The organism is Denitrobaculum tricleocarpae, assembly GCF_007004665.1.
Classification (GTDB): Bacteria; Pseudomonadota; Alphaproteobacteria; order Kiloniellales; family Kiloniellaceae; genus Denitrobaculum; species Denitrobaculum tricleocarpae.
On sequence record NZ_ML660066.1, the window covers coordinates 42,860 to 61,671 of the forward strand.

Consider the following 18,812-nt stretch of genomic DNA (forward strand, 5'->3'; position numbering starts at 1 on the left):
CTAAGTGCCCATTGGGACAGTTTGGGATATCATGGGTTCTTATGGGTGTCAATGGTACGCAAGTAAAACTATGCGCATTAATAAAGGGTTAACAGTCGTTTTTACGCCTATGGCAGTATCGTTTTTCCTCCTTAAACTTGTCTTCACTTACCGGGTGGCAGAAGTTTGTACTAAGAATGTGGATTAATTGTGTTCACTTTATGTTCTGATCATCCAATTTGCCAGTACAGAAGCAATCTTCGGACAATTCTCAGAACGACACCAAAACCGGGATTTGCGCGCTACCGAAGCAAAAGAACAGGGCTCTTTCTGCCTCTTGGCGTCTGTTCTTGAGTCTGATTCACCTTGTGCCGCAATTCAACGAAAAACGATCAGGCTCTCTTTCTCCGGTATCTCGTGATTCAGAGCCTCAGACACTGGAAACGTAGCTTATCTCTATGATATAGGGCGTATTTTAGGGTTTTCACCGTTGTGGTGAAATTTCAGAAAAAGTGAGAAATTAGGTGTCAGACGATCTGTAAGCCGGGTTCTGTCCCCCGCGTTTCCGCGGATGGATGGCCATTCATCTGGGACGCCCGTTGCCGGGCGCCTCGCGCAACTTACCCGGACGGCGACGCGAAAATCCGCCTGATTCCTGTCGGACAAGCCAACAGAAACCTACCGTCCCTACATAGTTTTGCTCCCGGTGGGGTTTACCTTGCCGCTCACGTCGCCGTGCGCGCGGTGCGCTCTTACCGCACCCTTTCATCCTGGCCTGCAGGCCCGTCCCATGAAATCCCATAGGGGTGTCCCATGAAATCCCATATGCGGTCGGACCCCGGCAGGTGGTTTGCTTTCTGTGGCACTTTCCCTGGGGTCGCCCCCGCCGGGCGTTACCCGGCACCGTATTTCCGTGGAGCCCGGACTTTCCTCCCGCCTGGTAGCCTCGCGAACCACGTCCGCTGCTTGCCAGGGGGCGGCCATCCGACCGTCTGACACACTTCAGAGTTAGGCCTATTCGCGCCCTGCGTCAATGCTTTCGCGGCGCCACATTGCCTGCCGGAGAGGTTTTAGGCGGTCTCGAGCAGATGCCTCAAGGTGGCACAAGTGGCCGGACCGGGTTCGCCGGAGAGGTGGTCTGGCCGGAAATGCCGCTGAAAGGCCCGGATGACCGCGCGGGTGTCGTCGTTCAGGACGCCGTCCCGGGAGACCTGATAGCCATAGTCATGGAGCAGGGATTGCAGCTGCGCGATATCGCACTCGGCATCGGCGTGTTCCGGCAGTGTTTTGAGATCTGGCCAAACGCCGATACCTTCGGCGGCGAGGCGCGGCCAATCGAAGAATTCACCGGGATCCTCCTTGCGCAACGGCGCAACATCGGAGTGTCCCAGTACCCGGCGCGGCGGGATTGCCTGGCGCTGAAGTATATCCTTCGAGAGCGCGATCAGAGAGGCCATCTGGGCTTCGGGAAAGGGACGGTAGCCGAACTCGTGACCCGGGTTGATCAGTTCGATCCCGATCGAGCGGGCATTGATGTTGCTCTCGCCCGCCCAGGAAGCGACCCCGGCGTGCCAGGCCCTCTGTTCTTCCGGAACCAGCCGGTAGGTGACACCGTCTTCATCGATGCAGTAGTGCGCGCTGACCCGCCCTGGTTCCGCGTTGGGATCGCAAAGTCGTTCAAGCGCTTCTTCACCACTGCGCATTCCCGTGTAGTGCATCAACAGAATGTCGATGGCCTGGCCGCCGCGGGTGTCATGGTTTGGCGAAGGCCGTTCGACGATACGCATAAACTGGATCTCGTTGTTGCTGTCGTGGTGCGGCGTCTACTGACGCTCGGCGCCGGGCGATGCCGTCTTCGGGCGCCGCAGTACGATGATGGCAACCCCCACCACCGTCAAGCAGCCACCCGCGATGAGATAGGGTGTCAGGGCTTCGCCCAGAAAAAAGACGCCCGCAAAGACACCGATAACCGGCACCAGCAAGGTAAAGGGCATGGCCTGATTAAAGCTGTAGCGCCGCAGGAGCCAATACCAGCAGCCATAGCCGAAGACCACCACCATGATGCTCTGGTACAGGACCGCGAAGGTGGCGGGCCAGGGGATCTGGCCGACAGTCTCGATCTGGTTGTCTTCGAAAACCAGCGATGCGGCCAACAGCATCGGTGTGGCGAAGACGGCCATCCAGGCGTTGAGGGCAAAGCCATCGACGCCCTCCAGGAACTTGATCTGCACATTCGCAACGGACCAGGTGCAGGCGGCCGCGATCACCATGAAGAGTGAGAGATACTGGCCATCGAGCCGGGGCTCACCGGCAATCAGGGCGACGCCGACGAAGGCAATGGCCATGCCCAGCGCGCGGCGCCAGCCGAGCTTGTCCTTGAAAAAGACAGCTGCCAGCAGTGCTGCAAAGGGAACCTGAAGCTGGATCGCAATTGCCGCCGTGGCGGCATCGAGATCTTTCAGCCCATTGAACATCAGGGAGAAGTGCAAAAGCCCAAGGGTGAAGGCAATGGCCATGACCTGCCGCCAGCGCCCCTTTGGCGGCTTGACGAATGGAATGAGGACGATGGCGACCAAGGCAAAGCGCAGCGCCATGAAGAGCAGGGGCGGTAAATGCGTCAGGCCGATCTTCGCGACCGCGAAATTCAAACCCCAAACTAAAGCCACCGCCAAAAAGATGGCCAGATGCAGAGGCGAGATGCTTCCCGGCATTAACGCGGCGCGCGGTCTGCTGACAGAGCCTCGCGCTGCTCTTCGAGCTCCAGCCAGCGTTCCTCGGCGGTGCTGAGTTCACTTCTCGCGGTTTCGAGTTCCGCGGCGAGGCCGAACACGCGCTTTGGGTCGCCCTCATAGAGTTTCGGGTCGGCGAGCGAGGTCTCCAGCTCCGCCATCCGCGCCGATATCTCTTCCATTCTTTGCGGCAGGCTATCGAGCTCCCGCTGGTCCTTGTAACTGAGTTTACGCGAAGTGCTCTTGTTACCGGCCGGTTTGACTTGCCGCTGCGGCTGGAGTTTAGGTGGTTTGTCGGCTGCACTCTTGCTGGCCTTCCCGTTGCGCCGGGCGAGATAGTCGCTGTAGCCGCCGACATATTCCTGCACCTCGCCATCGCCCTCTACGGCAATGATCGAAGTGACGAGGCGATCGAGAAAGTCGCGGTCATGGCTGACCAGAAGAAGGGTGCCTTTGTAGCTGTCGAGCACGTCGAGCAGCAGGTCCAGCGTTTCCATATCCAGGTCGTTGGTCGGCTCGTCCAAGACAATCAGGTTGCTGGGATTGGCGAAGAGGCGCGACAGAAGCAGCCGGTTTTTTTCACCGCCCGAGAGCGTGCGCACCGGCTGGCGGGCCTGACCGTCATCGAAGAGAAAGTCGCGCAGATAGGCGACCACATGGCGTTGAACGCCTTGCACCATGATCGAGTCGCCACCGTCCGGCGCCAGCGCGCGCCAGAGCGTGGTGTCCGGATCGAGAGACTCACGCCGCTGGTCGAAGTACACCGGCTTCAGATTGGTTCCGAGTTTGACCGACCCGCTGTCCGGCGCCAGCTTGCCGATCAGCATCTTGACCAGGGTTGATTTACCGGCACCGTTGGGCCCGAGGATACCGATCCGCTCCCCGCGTTTGATCCGGGTGGAGAAGCTCTCGATGATCTTTTTCTCACCGCCGGTGCCGTTTGCGTAGGATTTGGAAATCTCCTTGGCCTCGATCACCAGATCGCCGCCGCCCTGGGCCGTGTCGACCGCCAACTTTGCCGTGCCCGGAGCGCTCAGCCAGTCCCGGCGTTTCGCCCGCAGATCCTGCAGGCGCGCCAGACGTCCCTCGTTGCGCTTGCGCCGGGCCGTGACGCCGCGCAGCAGCCATTTTTCCTCACGGTGGATCTGCCGGTCCAGGCGATGTTGTTCCTGCGCCTCGCGGTCCAGCAGTTCCTGTGACCAGTCCTCGAAGTGCGCGAAGCTTTTGTCCAGGCGCTGAATCCGGCCGCGATCAAGCCAGAGCGTGTTGCGGGTCAGGTTGTTGAGGAAGGTCCGGTCATGACTGATCACCAACAGGGCGCCCTTGAAACGCGCCAGTTCATCTTCGATCCACTCGATGGTGGGCAGATCCAGATGGTTGGTCGGCTCGTCGAGCAGCAACACGTCAGGTTCGATAATCAGGGCGCGGGCAAGGGCGCAGCGACGTCCCTCGCCGCCAGAGAGTTCCGCCAGCTGACGATCGCCACCCAGGTTGAGCCTGGCCAGGATCGCGTCGACCTGATGCCGGGTTGTCGGGTCTTGGTCATGATCCGCACCCAGACCGGCGGCAACGTGATCGGCGACCGTTCCGCCGGGCTCGAAATGCGGATCCTGGGGCAGATAGGCAACGGTGACGCCCGGCTGGACGAAGCGGCTGCCGCCGTCCAGCTCCTGGACTCCGGCGAGCACACGCAGAAGAGTCGATTTTCCGCTGCCGTTACGTCCGACCAGGCAGGCCCGGTCTCCGCGGGACAGGCCCATGGAGAGGCTGTCGAACAAGGGGCGCGGGCCGAAAGCGACCTTGGCTTCGTGAAGCGCAAGAAGAGGAACGGGGGGAGCCATTTACTTTGATCCGGACTGTCGTCAGCTGATTTCGCGCAGTTTGCGGATCTGGTCGTAGGCCGCATTGATATTGGCGAGCTTTTCGTTCGCCAGATCAACGAACTCCTGCGGCATACCCTGGGCCATCAGGCGGTCCGGGTGGTTTTCGAGAACCAGTTTGCGGTGAGCGGACTTGATCTCGTCGTTGCTGCTGTCGCGCGAAACGCCGAGCAACTGGAAGGGATCAAAGCTGGAGGGACTTACGTTCTCGCCATAAATCCGCTCCCATTGGCTTTCCGAAAAGCCGAATATCTCGGAGACGTTCGCCAGAAACTGCAACTCGTCGTCGGTCACCTTGCCGTCGGCGCGCGCAATATGGAACAGGCCACGCACCAGTTCTTCCAGAACCGCCGGATTGTTCTTGAACATGCGGGCAATCTGTTTCGCGTAGGGCTCAAAACCCTGGGAGTCTTTTCGGGCCTGGTCGAAAAGCCGCCCGACGTTTTTGACCTCATCGGGCGGAATGCGAAACATCTGCTTGAATGCCGTGACTTCATCGCGGGTGACGACACCATCGGCCTTGGCCATTTTCGCGCCGAGGACGATAACGCCGATGGTAAAAGCGATCTGTTTGGTCGCGTCACCGGCGTTCTCGTCTGCCGGTGTCTCGCGCAGCTTGTCGACGGCATGACCCGCAACGGCACCGATCAGTGCACCGAGGGGACCACCGAGCGCCAAGCCGGCTGCACCTCCAAGAATTTTGCCCCAAATGCTCATCTCGGTGTCTTCCGGTCCGTCTCTTTCATCTTTTGGGTGTCTTGGCCGTTGCGCCAGGCCGGCTGGTGGCCGAGGTCGTTTTAACAAACCACGGCCGTTTTAACGAACTGCCGCCCGTAATCAAGTGCAGCTCAACGCTGTTGTCTGACGTGTTATTTCATGCGCAGAAGATGTCGGCAAGCTGATCGCGGCTATATTCTATCCGGCCCGGATGCCCCGGGCAAAGAGATTACTGAAGCCGTCTTTGCGGTTTGTCGATCCCGCCGATACGTCCGATTCCCGGCAGTTTGATTGCCAGATCCAGAGGATCTACGCCAAAAGCCAGCCCGAGTACGGAGACTTCCAGCCCTTCTTCAAGACCGGCCATGACCCCCAAAAGACCCAAGGCTGAGAGCTGTACACCGGTCCCACTAGGGGTTCTTGCGGCCAAAGTGGTGGCGCCGAGATAGTCTTTGCCCACGGCTGTCGGAGGAAGTTCCAGCCTCAGTTCCGGGACTGCGCGCCCAATTGTCGCGGTGAAGGTGTTTGAATTCGGCCCCGGCCAGGTCTTGTAGTCATTTGCATGGGGGTAGCTCTGGATGGCCAGCTCTATTTTATCGATGACCGCCTCTACCTTCGGGCCACGCAGGTCCACATAGACCTCTGGCGTCGAACCGAACCAGCGCCGGTCCGGAGCTCCGTCACGGCGAACCAGGGGAGAGCGCCCGCCCCAAAAGCGCCAGCCAATCACTTCATAGGTCGAAAACTCAGTTGCATTCTCTCGTTTCACCGAAACCCAGGTGTGGACGGCAAAAGCACCCCGCCAGCCAAACGCGCGCGCGCCATAGACCTGTACCACCGGTTCCCGAACGAACGCCGGGTCCGGCGCCAGCCCCGTACTCGCGCGGCTTGCCTCGGACCAACTGCGCGAAACATTGACCTGTCCGGTGACGGCAGCCATCAGCGGACCCGCCAAAAGCAGGATAACCGCGAGCCCCAGATTTCGGAGGATACGGGCGACACTCTTAAAAACACTCCGTTTCATCGCAAAACGCTGCCATGCATCTGTGACCTAATAAAGGCAACTTAAAGTGAAGTGTCGAGTTTTCCACTCGAAACAACATTATATTGACATTTTATCTATAAATTGTTTATAAAATATATAATACTCCAACAAAGCGAAAGCGACGGACATGTCGGGAAAAAGCACTTCGGATCAGATCGAGCAGGCGGGCGAGTGGCAGTTCTGGATCGATCGCGGCGGCACCTTTACCGATATCGTGGCGCGCCGTCCCGGTGGCGAACTGATGACCCACAAGCTGCTTTCGGAAAACCCTGAGCAATACAAAGACGCGGCTATCCAGGGTATCCGCGATCTGCTCGGGTTGACTATGGACGAGCCGATTCCAACCGCGGCTGTCGAAGCCGTGAAGATGGGAACGACGGTTGCGACCAACGCACTGCTTGAGCGCAAGGGTGAACAGACTCTCCTGATCGTGACCGAGGGTTTCCGGGACGCCCTTCTGATTGCCTACCAGAACCGTCCGAACATCTTTGCCCGTAAAATCGTTCGCCCGGAACAGCTTTATAAACAGGTCGTCGAGATCGACGAGCGTATGAGTGCAGAGGGCGAGGTTTTAAAGCCATTGAACGAGGAGCGGGCGCGGGCAGATCTGCAAGCGGCCTTCGATGCCGGTTTCCGTTCGGTTGCGATCGTTCTCATGCACGGCTACCGCTACCACGACCATGAACGGCGTATCGCCGATCTGGCCAAGGACATCGGCTTCCCCCAGGTCTCAGTGAGTTATGAGGTGTCGCCGCTGATGAAGCTGGTCTCGCGCGGCGATACCACCGTGGTCGATGCTTACCTCTCGCCGATCCTGCGGCGTTACGTCGATCAGGTGGCCGGTCAGCTCGGCGATGCCCGCCTGATGTTTATGCAGTCCAACGGAGGACTGACCGATGCGAAGCTGTTCCAGGGCAAGGACTCCATCCTGTCGGGTCCCGCAGGCGGCATTGTCGGTGCGGTCCAGACCGCCGCGATGGGGGGGCTGGACAAGATCATCACCTTCGATATGGGCGGCACCTCCACCGATGTTGCGCATTACAACGGCGAATACGAGCGTGCCTTCGAAACCCAGGTTGCCGGCGTGCGTATGCGTGCACCCATGATGCAGATTCATACCGTTGCCGCGGGCGGCGGCTCGATCCTGCATTTTGATGGAGCGCGCTATCGTGTCGGTCCGGATTCCGCTGGCGCCAATCCGGGTCCGGCCTGCTACCGCCGGGGTGGCCCGCTGGCGGTGACCGACTGTAACGTCATGCTTGGCCGGGTGGTTCCCGCGTTTTTCCCCAAGGTTTTCGGACCGGAGGCCGATCAGCCTCTCGATGCAGAAGTCGTGCGCGAGAAGTTTTCGGCCCTTGCGGACGAAATTCATAAAACGACAGGAGATCAACGCAGTCCTGAGGACGTGGCCGAGGGCTTCCGCCGGATTGCGGTCGAAAACATGGCCAATGCCATCAAGGAGATCTCGACCCAGCGTGGATACGACGTCACCGAATACACCCTCTGCAGTTTCGGCGGGGCCGGTGGGCAGCACGCCTGTGAAATGGCCGACACTTTGGGAATGACCAAGATTTTCCTGCATCCCTTTGCCGGCGTGCTCTCCGCCTATGGCATGGGTCTCGCCGATCTGCGGGCCTTGCGGGAGCAAGCCGTCGAGGGCGGGCTCGACGATGCGATCGTTAGTCAGGTTTCGGGCGTTCTCGACGATCTTGCGGCCGATGCCGTGGAAGAACTGCGCGCCCAAGGCATTGGTGAGGAGCGTATTCATGTTCTGCGCAAGGTGCACCTGCGCTATGCCGGAACGGATTCCGCACTGGTCGTCGATTTTGGCGACCGCGCAAAAATCATCGAGGGCTTCGAGCAGGCGCATCGTCAGCGCTACGGCTTCGTGACCGACAAGGATCACATCGTCGAGGCGGTCTCGGTGGAAGCGGTCGGAACCACCGACAGCATTGAGGATAAGCACCTGGAGACGCCGGGACGTTCCGAGAAGCCGAAAGCCACGGCGGAGGTTGAGATCTACGCAAATGGATCCTGGCACGATGCGCCGGTCTACGAGCGTGAAGCCCTGCAGGCCGGTGATCTGGTCGATGGTCCGGCCATCGTGATCGAGCCGACCTCCACGACGGTGGTCGAACCGGGCTGGCAGGCTCGTTTGAGCGACCGAGACCATCTGGTTCTGGATCGGGTGATCCCGCTGGAACGCACGGTTGCCGTCGGCACCGAAGTCGACCCGGTCATGCTGGAGATCTTCAACAACCTCTTCATGTCGATCGCCGAACAGATGGGGTCGACGCTGGAAAACACTTCCTACTCGGTGAATATCAAGGAACGCCTGGATTTCTCCTGCGCGGTTTTCGATCCGAAGGGCAATCTCGTGGCCAACGCGCCTCATATGCCGGTGCATCTTGGCTCCATGAGCGATTCGATCCGCACGATTATCCGGGAGCGTTCAGATGTCATTTCACCCGGCGATGTCTATGTCCTGAATGCGCCGTATAACGGGGGCACGCATTTGCCGGATATCACCGTCATCACGCCGGTGTTCGATCCAAGCGGTTCACGCATTCTCTTCTTTGCCGCCAGCCGGGGGCATCATGCCGACATCGGCGGTATCTCGCCGGGTTCCATGCCGCCGCAAAGCCGGACCGTGGACGAGGAGGGGGTTCTGATTGACAACTTCCTCCTGGTCGAGAAGGGCCGGTTCCGGGAGAAGGAAACCCGGGAACTTCTGGCGTCAGGGACCTATCCGGCACGAAACCCTGAACAGAATATCGCAGACCTGAAAGCTCAGATCGCAGCCAACGAGAAGGGCGTTCAGGAGCTGCAGCGGATGGTCGATCACTTCAGCCTGGAGGTCGTTCATGCCTACATGGGGCATGTTCAGGATAATGCCGAGGAACAGGTCCGGCGTGTTCTGGATAAACTGGCCGATGGCAGCTTCACCTATGAGATGGACCAGGGCGCCAAAATCAGCGTGAGTATCCGGATCGACAAGGAAGCACGCCGCGCGGCGGTCGATTTCGAGGGAACATCGGCGCAGCTCGACAGTAACTTCAATGCGCCCTCATCGGTCTGCAGGGCCGCCGTGCTCTATGTTTTCCGCACTCTCGTCGACGATGAGATCCCCATGAACGAGGGCTGCCTGAAGCCGCTGGATATTCATATCCCCGAGGGCTCCATGCTGAAACCCCAGTATCCCGCAGCGGTGGTTGCCGGGAACGTGGAGACCAGTCAGGCCATTACGGACACGCTTTACGGGGCACTCGGCGTAATGTCAGCGTCACAAGGCACCATGAACAACTTTACCTTCGGTAACGACAAGTATCAGTACTACGAGACGATTTGCGGCGGTTCAGGCGCGGGCCCGGATTTTGACGGGACTGACGTCATCCATACGCACATGACCAATTCCCGTCTCACCGATCCCGAGATTCTGGAATGGCGCTTCCCGGTGCTGCTCGAGAGTTTCGGCGTTCGGCCCGGGACCGGCGGCAAGGGCCTGCATCGCGGTGGCGACGGATCGCGCCGCGAAATCCGGTTCCGCGAGGCGATGAATGCAGCCGTTCTGGCCGGGCACCGCCGAATCCCGCCTTTCGGTCTCGAGGGCGGAGAGCCCGGTGCGCTGGGCAGGAACTGGGTCGTGCGTGCAGACGGGACCGAGGTGCCTTTGTCGGGGACGGATTCGATCGATATGGAGCCCGGCGACCGTTTTGTGATCGAGACGCCCGGTGGCGGCGGTTATGGCAGCGGCAAGGCGTGATCATCCTGGTTGGAGGCTTTGGACGAGGACGGCACTATGACTGAGGAAACGGCCAAGCGGCGCAGCATCGTCTCATCATCTCATCTGGTTTCGGATGAGGCGTCAGAGCTCAGCGAATTCGAGTTCGGTCTGATCATCGCCTCCAATGCCTTTAACCGCTGGATTGTGCGCTGCATGAGTGCGGCCGGTTACAGCGACTTGAACACCCTGGATATCGAGGTGCTCCATTCGGTCAACCACCGGACGAGAGAGAAGAAGTTGGCGGATCTTTGCTTTGTCCTCAATGTCGAGGATACGCACACGGTCTCATATGCGCTGAAGAAGCTCGTTCGGCTCAACCTGGTGGCCGGGAACCGCAGCGGCAAGGAAATCTCCTACAGTGTGACGGATGAAGGGCGCGAGGCCTGCGAGCGTTACCGGCAGATCCGCGAGGATTGCCTGGTGAAATCCATGGGGGCGTTCGGCAAGGGCAGCGATGGCGAATTCAATCAGCAGATCGGTCAGGTCGCCGACGTTCTGCGGGCTCTCTCAGGTCTCTATGACCAGGCGGCGCGATCGGCGGCGTCGCTGTAGTAATTCCATAACCGGATCACGCACTGCTCTTGGTCCTGTTCGATCGCGTCGCGTAAAAACAGACTTTTACTGATTCCGCTGTCTTTTCAGGTGCCGAACTCTGATTGCCTTGCAGCGATTGCAGCGATGCCTTCCTTTCACTATATCTTGCAACGAGTGTCCAGAGCGCAAAAGGCCCGCTGAACCAAGTGATCTAAGGGCTTGTCGTTGTCGAAGGTATTGGTGCGGGACTGACGGCTGTCCCGAGGTAAAGGACCGGCTTTGAAGAAAATCCTACTTGGCGTTGCTGTGCTTTTCGGGCTCGCGATCGCCGCTGCTTTGATTGGCCCGAACTTTGTTGACTGGAACAACTACAAGGGCCAGATCGCGCAGCAGGCTGTCGAGATTACCGGCCGAGCGGTTCAGATCGATGGCGATGTGAGCCTGCGGGTCGTGCCGGCCCCCGAACTCTCAGCCAAAGGCTTGCGCATTGCCAACGCAGAGCAGGGCTCCGACGCCGATATGGCGACCGTCGAGCAGTTGCAAGTCCGGGTCGCATTCTGGCCTTTGTTGAAGGGCCAGGTGCAGGTCGAGAGCGTCTCGCTTGTTAAGCCAAAGCTGTTGCTCGAGGTCTATGCGGATGGCCGCAACAATTGGACCTTGGGTGCGCTATCCGCGCAAACCGGCGAGGCGGCTGAAGCGCCCGCGGATCCCCGCACGTCGCAACGACAGAGGGAAGAGCCGGCACCGGGAACAGCTGCAGATGCCGAAGACAGCCTCCGCATCGACAGCCTGTCGCTACGCGGCGCAACACTTCTTTACCGGGATGCCACCAGTGGCATTGAAGAAACCCTTCAGGACCTGGATGCGGATATTCTTGCAGAGTCACTCCGAGGCCCCTTTTCCCTGAAGGGCACGGGCCGTTTCCGCGGCCATAAGACTGAATTTGAGATTGCCAGCGGTCGTTGGGTGGATACAGGGGCTACCCAGCTCAGCGCAAGCCTTGCCCTTCCGGCGCAACAGGCCAAGGCACAGTTCTCCGGGACCGTTTCGCGCCACATTGAGGGGATTTCCCTGCGCGGCAACAGCAGGCTCTCGGGAGAGAACCTGGGCGAGGTGCTGTTGGCTGGCGGGGTTCTGTCCGAAGTGTCCGATGTTCTGGCCAAACCCTTTAGGCTCGAAACCCAGATCGCCGCGGACTCGGAGCGCTTCGCGGCCAGCGAAATTCTTTTGGCGCTTGCCGAAGTTGAAGTCTCGGGCGATATCGAGCTTGAGCATCGGGTGCCGCGCAAAGCACGTGTGACGATCAATGCATCGCGTCTCGATCTGGACAGCCTTTTCGAGATTGCTTCAAACGCCGAAGAAACGAACACTTCCGGCAGCAGCGATGCTGCCGGCCAAGGACCCGTACCTGCGCCTTCAACCAGCGGGGCGGCCATTCCTCAGACGACCGGTTTTTTCATTCCGTCAGATCTTGAGGCCTCCATCCAGATCGTCGTCGACGCCGCGATATACCGCCAACAGGTTCTGCGCCAGATTCTGCTCAGCGCCGATGTCACCGATGGACGGCTGGTGATCGCAGAAGCCGCGGCCCTCCTGCCGGGCGGCTCCGATATCGCCTTGACCGGGATGCTCTCAACGCCCGAAGGGGTGCCGAACTTTGACGGACGCCTTGATGCCGCTGCGGATAATCTGCGCGGCGTCCTGCAGTGGGTTGGGGTCGATGTCGGCGCTGTGCCGGCTGACCGGCTGCGGAAAACGACCTTCAGCAGCCGCGTGACCGCGACGCCCGATCTGGTCACCATCAGCGACTTGGATCTCTTGGTTGACGTCACGCGGATCAATGGCGGTATCAGTGTTGCCGTAAGGGAACGTCCCGGATTCGGCATTGGCCTTGCGGTCGACCGTTTGGACCTTGACGCCTATCTGCCTCGAACTGAGGGCGCGGAGACCTCCGGCCGGGCCGCTGGAGCGGCGCAGCCGGGAAGCGATCCTCAAGCAACAGAGAATGACACGGCGAGGAATGGCGGTTCCACCCGTGTTGATGAACCCGGGCCCGGTTTATCGCTTCTGGATCGTTTCGACGCCAATCTGGACCTTCGGGTCAATAGCTTGAGTTATAATGGCGCATCGGCCAGGAACCTGCATCTGGATGGTACCCTGCAGACGGCGTCTCTGGTTGTCCGCAGTCTCACGATCGCCGACGTTTCGGGAGCTGGCCTTCAAGCGGCTGGCCGGATCGACGATCTGACCGGCGAGCCGGCTGTCGATGGGCGGTTTACGGTAAAGGTCGATGATCCTTCGCGTCTCGAGCCCCTCTTCGGCAAAACGGCCCGCGATCTGGAGAGACTTGGTGCTTTCGATCTTGAGGCGACGTTGGCGGGGAGCCTGCAGGATCTGTCGGTCGACGGAAGTATCGCGGCGCAGGGCGGGCAGGTGGCCGTTGCCGGGCAGCTGCGTTCGATCGCCGTGAATCCCGCCTATGACCTGTCGCTTGACGCAAAGCACCCGGATTTCAATGGGTTATTGCGCGTCTTGGCGCCTGATGCGGAGTTTAGCGCTGGTCCCGGTGCTTTCGCGCTGACCGGTCAGCTCGCCGGTTCACAGTCGGCAATGAGCCTCAGCGGATTGAAGATCCGTGCAGGAGCGCTGACTGCCGAAGGACAAGTCGGCGCCGATTTCTCGGCAGATGTCCCGCGTGTATCTGTTGATTTGAGCACGGGCGAGATCAAAACGCGTGACCTCAAATCCGGCGATAAGACGCAAGCTTCGAGGAAAACCGCATCATCCGGGACGAGGGCCGCAAACCCAAGCCGCACAGGCGGCGGGTCTGGGTCAGACAGCTCAGGCGGAGGGGCGACGGCCGATCTTTCCGCCGTCCACCGCCGCTGGTCGCGCGACCCGATCGATCTTTCAGGGCTTGGTGCCGTGGATGGCGATATCGCCGTCCGCTCGAAGGCAATCATCGTCGATGACCTTCGTCTGGATAATGCAAGCCTTGAGGCGGCTTTGGAAAATGGCGTGCTTTCCGTAAAGCGTTTCGACGCCGGCGTGTACGGTGGCCGGCTGCGGGCGACCGGCACTGTAGATGGTCGTGGCGCTCCAACTCTGGTCATGAAACTCGATGCCACAGGGCTGAATGCGGGCCGGCTTATTCGGGATCTGGCCGATTCCGACCGCATTTCGGGGACGTTGGATCTATCGGCCGCACTTGAGACAAAGGGCGAAAGCGAAGCCGCCCTGGTGCGTTCTTTACAGGGTAGCGGTCAACTCGGCGGCCAGATGACGGCCCGGGTGAAGGCGGAGGAACAGCTCGGAAACGTCGTTCTCGGTATTCTGGGGACAAAGGTCAAGGAGATCAGGGGCGTGAGCGACGCTACCACCGCCCTCTTCAGTGCTTTCGCCGGCGCCCCAGCCAAACTGAGCGGCACTTTTAACGTCCAACAGGGCGTGGTCGAGACGGTCGATACCAGGATCGATGGCCGTGATGCCTCGATCTTTACGGCAGGCAAAGCGGATTTGCCCGCATGGCTTCTGAGCTCACGGAGCGACCTCTTTCGAAGCGGCGATGCCAATCAGGTGGACCCCTATGTGATCGCCGAGGCCAATGGCGTGCTCGACGCGCCCAATGTCAAGGTCAGGGGCGAGGCCTTCAAACGGAATAAATCGGGAAGTTCCGGGAGCTCCTCGTCTCCGCAGAAGATCGAGCCCGAAGAAGCGATCCGTGGACTGCTTAAGGACCTGATACGCTAGAGCGCGTCATGTTTTAACGGAAACACTCTGTGTTTTCGCTAACACATGTGAACCCGCTCTACATCTTATAGGTAGAGCAGATTCACCGGTGCGACGGATCGCCGAAGGCGATTCCATCTAAACCGGATCTGCTCTAAACACCGGATCTGTCTTATTTGCCGTCGGGCTGTCGCATGAGCGCCTGTTTGAGGAGATAGGTCCTCACGGCGCTGGAGAGATTGCCGGTCCTCGTTTCGTCGATTTGCTCGATCAGCGCGTTGATCGACATCTGCCGTTCGCTGGCCAGGGTTTTCAACACCGACCAAAAGGCGTCTTCCAGGCTAAGGCTGGTACGGTGGCCGGCGATCACAACCGACCGCTTTTTCAGTTCCTGTCCCATCGCTCACGTCCGCGGTTTCGGGGCAATCATCTCTTCGGGCCTGACCAGCCGGTCAAAGTCCGCAGCAGTGAGAAGGTCAAGTGCCACAGCGGCCTCTTTGAGCGTGGTGTTCTCGGTGTAGGCCTTCTTCGCGACCCTGGCGGCATTATCGTATCCGATGTGCGGGTTGAGCGCTGTGACCAGCATCAGCGACTGCTGCATCAGTGTGGCAATCCGCTCCTCGTTTGCTTCCAGGCCGTCAATACAGTTGCTCCGGAAGCTCTCGCAGGCATCGCCGATCAGTTTCGCCGATTGCAGCAGGTTGTAAATCAGCACGGGTTTGAAAACGTTGAGCTCGAAGTGGCCGTTCGAGCCGGCCACAGTCACTGCGACGTGATTGCCCATGACCTGCGCACAGACCATGGTCATGGCCTCCGCCTGGGTCGGGTTGACCTTGCCGGGCATAATCGACGATCCAGGCTCGTTCGCCGGTAGCAGCAGTTCCCCCAGTCCGCAGCGCGGGCCGGATCCCAGCATACGAATGTCGTGAGCGATCTTCATCAAAGACGCGGCCAGAACGTTCAGGGCGCCGGAGGTTTCGACAATGGCATCGTGGGCGGCGAGAGCCTCGAACTTGTTTTCAGCCGAGGTAAAGGGCAAAGCTGTGATGCCGGCGACTTCCCGCGCGAATGCTTCGGCAAAGCCCTCCAGGGCATTCAGTCCTGTTCCGACGGCAGTCCCACCCTGAGCAAGTTGGCCGAGCCTGGGCAGGGTGCCTTTGATGCGTTCGATGCCGTACTCAATCTGCTTGGCATATCCCGAAAACTCCTGTCCCAGGGTCAGAGGGGTTGCATCCATGAGATGGGTCCGGCCGATCTTAACGATCTTTTCGAAGGCCGTTGCTTTCTGGATAAGGGCGGTCTTCAGACGTTCAAGAGCGGGCAGGGTCTCGCCGGTGATCTGTTGGAGGCCGGCAATCGACATGGCGGTCGGGAAGCTGTCGTTGGAGGATTGACCCAGATTGCAGTGGTCGTTCGGGTGAACCGGCGACTTACCGCCACGATTGCCCGTTAGAATTTCGTTGGCTCGCCCCGCAATCACCTCGTTTGCGTTCATGTTGCTTTGAGTGCCGGAGCCGGTCTGCCAGACAACCAGAGGGAAATGATCCAGTAATTTACCAGCCGCAACTTCTTCGGCCGCGGCGCAGATAGCGGCTCCCAACTCGCGGTCCAGCAAACCGAGATCCATATTGGTTCGGGCAGCGGCAAGCTTCTGTATGCCCAGAGCTTTGACCATTGCCGGAGGCATCTTTTCGCCGCCGATTTTAAAGTTCTGCAGAGAGCGTTGCGTTTGCGCACCCCAGTAACGATCGGCGGGGACCGGTATCTCGCCCATCGAATCGCTTTCGAGCCGGGTTGCACTTTCCGAGCTTGTCATGATGCCGTCCCTTTGCCATTGGCGAACGCACAACGCCGGGTCCGCCGGAAGAAGACCGAAGTCTATCTTCGATGGCGACAGCGTCCAGCGGGAAATCGATCCCTCAGTCTCACCCAGGATCATCCTGAAACGCCCGCAACGACCGGGAATGAAAATCGCGGCGGTACAGCACGATCACGACCCAGGTGCAGGTGATGATAAAGATCGCGGAATGGACCAGCCACCCCAACGTGGCCAAGCCGAAGAAGTAAGCCCGCAGGCCGCGTTGGAAATGCAGGCTGGCGAGATCAATGATCTTTGCAGCTTTTTCGGCCGTGGCCCGGCGTTCCGGATCTTCGGCTGCCGCAAGATCGTTCTTTGGTGTTATGGGGGTCGCGCCGATCAGGATGGAGCAGTAGTTGAAGAGCCGGACTGACCAGGCGAATTTAAAGAAGCCGTAGACGAAGATCGTTACCAGGATCAGGACCTTAACCTCCCAGATCCAGCGAGTCGTTCCGACACTCAGAGGCAGTTCATCGAGTAACGCGGTCACCTGGTCAACAGAGCCGAGCACGGCGATCAATCCGCCGACCACAAAGATTGAGGTAGAGGCAAAAAACACTGCAGCATTCAGAAGGTTGCCGATAAGCGTGGAGTCGAGGATCCGGTTCTCCCGCTTCAGCATTTCGAACATCCACCGCCGCCGGTAGAGGCTCAGTGAGTGATTCATGCCCTTCGCTTTATGTGGGCCGTACTCGACATAGAAGGCGTAGCCGAACCAGCAGAACAAAAACCAGGCAAAAGAGATATAGTCGAGCGGAGTAAGTTCGGACACTCAGGTAACGCGCCGCTATGCCGTCGGTACCGAGATGGTCGGACGGACCGAAGCTCTGCTCTCGAAGACCGGTTTTGCGAGGCCATCGAGATTGAGTGCCTGTTGCAGGGGCTCGTCACCCCGGATGTTCGCAAGCAGCTGGTAGTGATCGGGCATGGTGCGCAGAAGCTCCGCCTTGCGTTCTTCCAGCCGGCGGCCAAAAGCCTGCCAGTGTTCGTGGCGTATAGAGCCCTCGAGCGGGAAGTGACGGTCTTTGAAAAAGCCCTTGGGGTGGAGCACGTAGAGGTAATTCCAGAAATTGAAGAGTTTCTGGTCCTGGGTATCAGTGATTTCCGGTAAGCGGGCCTTCCATAGCTCAAGCCTCTCCTGCAAAGACTCCGAGAGGCGGCAGTCGTAACGCGCGGCTTTCCAGAAAGGGTCCGGTCGGTTCGAAGTGTGGTAGTGCGTTGAGATAAAGTCCCTGATTTCTTCGTACAGCGAAGTCATAAGACCGTTGTAACGATTGGCAAGGGCCGGGCTTCCTTTCTTGTCGGGGAAATGCCCTACGAGCCAGCGCGCCGCCATCTCCACCGAGTAGATAGCGGTGGCTTCCAGAGGTTCTATGAAGCCGTTGGATAGGCCGATTGCAACGCAGTTCTTGACCCAGAAGCGTTGACTGCGGCCGATGCGCATTTTGATAACCTTGACGTCCGGATCCGGCGCGCCCGTCGGCAGGTCGCCAACCGCCCGCAAATGCCGGAAGAATTCGTCGCGCGCTTCATCGTCGCTTCTGAAGGCGCTCGAGAAGACGTAGCCGGTGCCAACGCGGCTGTACAGCGGAACGCGCCACACCCATCCTGCCCCCAGAGCCGTGGAACGGGTGCAGGGCTCAATCTTGGTGGGATCACGGTGGGGCAGCTGCACCGGAATTGCCCGATCGTTCAGGAGATAGTCACCGTAGGATATGAAGGGTTCTTTCAGAACTTCTTTCATGATCAGGCTTTTGAAGCCTGTGCAGTCGACGACGAATTCGACCGGGTGACGACCGCCTTTTTCCAGTTGAAGTCCTGACACGGCGCCAGTCTCGTCCTGAAAGACCTCGACGACGTCATCGCGGATGTGCTGCACACCGCGCGAGAGGGCAACATCCCGCATGAACTCGCCGAAAAGGCCGGCATCCAGATGATAGGCGTAGCCGATCGATTTCTCGTAGTTCTCACCATTGAGCGCGCGCGGACCCTTTCGGGCATGAATCAGGGCGGAGTTCGCGGTCATATTGTCGGTAATCGAGGGATCACCGCCGTAGGGGCCAAACCTGTTGAAGTGATAAGCGGGGTTGTAGCCGCCGACCGTGCCGGGAAAGTTGAAGGGGTGATAAAAGGCAAAGGGTTTGCCGCGACCGTCAACCGCCCAGTCGCCAAACCGCACGCTGACCTTGAAGGAAGCGTTGCAGCGCCGGAACAGCTCCGCTTCATCAATGCCGAGCTGCTGCATCAGCGAAGGCATGCCTGCAACCGTTGCCTCTCCCACGCCCACCGTGGGGATCTTGGGGGATTCGATCAGTGTGACCTTCACCGCAGGGCCTTCGCGGAAGGTGTTGATGAAGGTGTTGATGATCATGGCCGTCAGCCAGCCGGCTGTCCCGCCACCCACTATGGTTACATTTTCAACTCTGTCGCTCATGTTCCCCTCCCGGCATGTCAATCACCGAGTTGACACAAACACATCACTTCGCTTCACCAAATCAACTCACTGGCCTCATCGAGAGCCCACCCCAAGAGCGACCGGCCGTCCGGAAACCGCCAA

The 18,812-nt window shown here is 59.5% G+C and carries 12 protein-coding genes and 1 other RNA gene; 3 read left to right on the forward strand and 10 right to left on the reverse strand.

Annotated features, from left to right (window positions below; all coding sequences use genetic code 11):
* Window positions 1-502: 502 nt before the first annotated feature.
* The 6 genes from rnpB to FKG95_RS27385 form a co-directional block, all read right to left on the reverse strand.
* Window positions 503-975: RNase P RNA component class A (gene rnpB / locus FKG95_RS27360), an RNA gene on the reverse strand.
* Window positions 976-1,049: 74 nt separating this feature from the next.
* The gene (locus FKG95_RS27365) at window positions 1,050-1,766 is read right to left on the reverse strand and encodes an N-acetylmuramoyl-L-alanine amidase (RefSeq protein ID WP_142899646.1); all 717 of its coding nucleotides are present in this window, start codon (window positions 1,764-1,766) and stop codon (window positions 1,050-1,052) included.
* 36 nt (window positions 1,767-1,802) lie between these two features.
* The gene (locus FKG95_RS27370) at window positions 1,803-2,690 is read right to left on the reverse strand and encodes a DMT family transporter (RefSeq protein WP_142899647.1); all 888 of its coding nucleotides are present in this window, start codon (window positions 2,688-2,690) and stop codon (window positions 1,803-1,805) included.
* Window positions 2,690-4,549, reverse strand: coding sequence for an ATP-binding cassette domain-containing protein (locus FKG95_RS27375; protein WP_142899648.1), 1,860 nt, complete (start codon window positions 4,547-4,549; stop codon window positions 2,690-2,692). Before FKG95_RS27375 ends, FKG95_RS27370 begins: the two co-directional genes overlap by 1 nt.
* A gap of 21 nt (window positions 4,550-4,570) precedes the next feature.
* Entirely contained in the window at window positions 4,571-5,305 is a 735-nt protein-coding gene (locus FKG95_RS27380; protein WP_142899649.1) for a TerB family tellurite resistance protein, read from the reverse strand.
* Window positions 5,306-5,534: 229 nt separating this feature from the next.
* Window positions 5,535-6,329 (reverse strand): DUF3750 domain-containing protein, encoded by a 795-nt coding sequence (locus FKG95_RS27385; protein ID WP_142899650.1) that lies wholly within the window; start codon window positions 6,327-6,329, stop codon window positions 5,535-5,537.
* A gap of 148 nt (window positions 6,330-6,477) precedes the next feature.
* Between FKG95_RS27385 and FKG95_RS27390 the strand changes: the two genes are divergently transcribed.
* The 3 genes from FKG95_RS27390 (at window position 6,478) to FKG95_RS27400 (ending at window position 14,418) form a co-directional block, all read left to right on the forward strand.
* Window positions 6,478-10,113 (forward strand): hydantoinase B/oxoprolinase family protein, encoded by a 3,636-nt coding sequence (locus tag FKG95_RS27390; protein ID WP_142899651.1) that lies wholly within the window; start codon window positions 6,478-6,480, stop codon window positions 10,111-10,113.
* 36 nt (window positions 10,114-10,149) lie between these two features.
* Window positions 10,150-10,686 carry a winged helix DNA-binding protein gene (locus tag FKG95_RS27395; RefSeq protein ID WP_142899652.1) on the forward strand — a complete coding sequence of 179 codons (537 nt, stop codon included), beginning with the start codon at window positions 10,150-10,152 and terminating at the stop codon, window positions 10,684-10,686.
* A gap of 261 nt (window positions 10,687-10,947) precedes the next feature.
* The gene (locus tag FKG95_RS27400; RefSeq protein WP_142899653.1) at window positions 10,948-14,418 is read left to right on the forward strand and encodes an AsmA family protein; all 3,471 of its coding nucleotides are present in this window, start codon (window positions 10,948-10,950) and stop codon (window positions 14,416-14,418) included.
* 151 nt (window positions 14,419-14,569) lie between these two features.
* Here the strand turns inward: FKG95_RS27400 and FKG95_RS27405 are convergent, their stop codons facing one another.
* The 4 genes from FKG95_RS27405 to FKG95_RS27420 all read right to left on the reverse strand — a co-directional run bounded on the left by FKG95_RS27405 (window position 14,570) and on the right by FKG95_RS27420 (window position 18,689).
* Window positions 14,570-14,797 (reverse strand): ribbon-helix-helix domain-containing protein, encoded by a 228-nt coding sequence (locus FKG95_RS27405; RefSeq protein WP_179954306.1) that lies wholly within the window; start codon window positions 14,795-14,797, stop codon window positions 14,570-14,572.
* 3 nt (window positions 14,798-14,800) lie between these two features.
* Window positions 14,801-16,213: a class II fumarate hydratase gene (gene fumC / locus FKG95_RS27410; protein ID WP_142899654.1), complete on the reverse strand. Its 1,413-nt coding sequence runs from the start codon at window positions 16,211-16,213 to the stop codon at window positions 14,801-14,803.
* Between the two features lie 109 nt (window positions 16,214-16,322).
* On the reverse strand, window positions 16,323-17,027 hold the full coding sequence (locus FKG95_RS27415) for a DUF599 domain-containing protein (protein ID WP_142899655.1): 705 nt from the start codon (window positions 17,025-17,027) through the stop codon (window positions 16,323-16,325).
* A gap of 15 nt (window positions 17,028-17,042) precedes the next feature.
* Complete coding sequence (locus FKG95_RS27420; RefSeq protein ID WP_142899656.1) at window positions 17,043-18,689, reverse strand: tryptophan halogenase family protein; 1,647 nt, start codon at window positions 18,687-18,689, stop codon at window positions 17,043-17,045.
* Between the last annotated feature and the right edge of the window lie 123 nt (window positions 18,690-18,812).

Excerpts from the sequence above, each read along its gene's own strand:
- FKG95_RS27365 (WP_142899646.1), bottom strand. The coding sequence starts at position 1,766 with ATGCGTATCGTCGAACGGCCTTCGCCAAACCATGACACCCGCGGCGGC.
- FKG95_RS27370 (WP_142899647.1), bottom strand. The coding sequence starts at position 2,690 with ATGCCGGGAAGCATCTCGCCTCTGCATCTGGCCATCTTTTTGGCGGTG.
- FKG95_RS27375 (WP_142899648.1), bottom strand. The coding sequence starts at position 4,549 with ATGGCTCCCCCCGTTCCTCTTCTTGCGCTTCACGAAGCCAAGGTCGCT.
- FKG95_RS27380 (WP_142899649.1), bottom strand. The coding sequence starts at position 5,305 with ATGAGCATTTGGGGCAAAATTCTTGGAGGTGCAGCCGGCTTGGCGCTC.
- FKG95_RS27385 (WP_142899650.1), bottom strand. The coding sequence starts at position 6,329 with ATGAAACGGAGTGTTTTTAAGAGTGTCGCCCGTATCCTCCGAAATCTG.
- FKG95_RS27390 (WP_142899651.1), top strand. The coding sequence starts at position 6,478 with ATGTCGGGAAAAAGCACTTCGGATCAGATCGAGCAGGCGGGCGAGTGG.
- FKG95_RS27395 (WP_142899652.1), top strand. The coding sequence starts at position 10,150 with ATGACTGAGGAAACGGCCAAGCGGCGCAGCATCGTCTCATCATCTCAT.
- FKG95_RS27405 (WP_179954306.1), bottom strand. The coding sequence starts at position 14,797 with ATGGGACAGGAACTGAAAAAGCGGTCGGTTGTGATCGCCGGCCACCGT.
- fumC (WP_142899654.1), bottom strand. The coding sequence starts at position 16,213 with ATGACAAGCTCGGAAAGTGCAACCCGGCTCGAAAGCGATTCGATGGGC.
- FKG95_RS27420 (WP_142899656.1), bottom strand. The coding sequence starts at position 18,689 with ATGAGCGACAGAGTTGAAAATGTAACCATAGTGGGTGGCGGGACAGCC.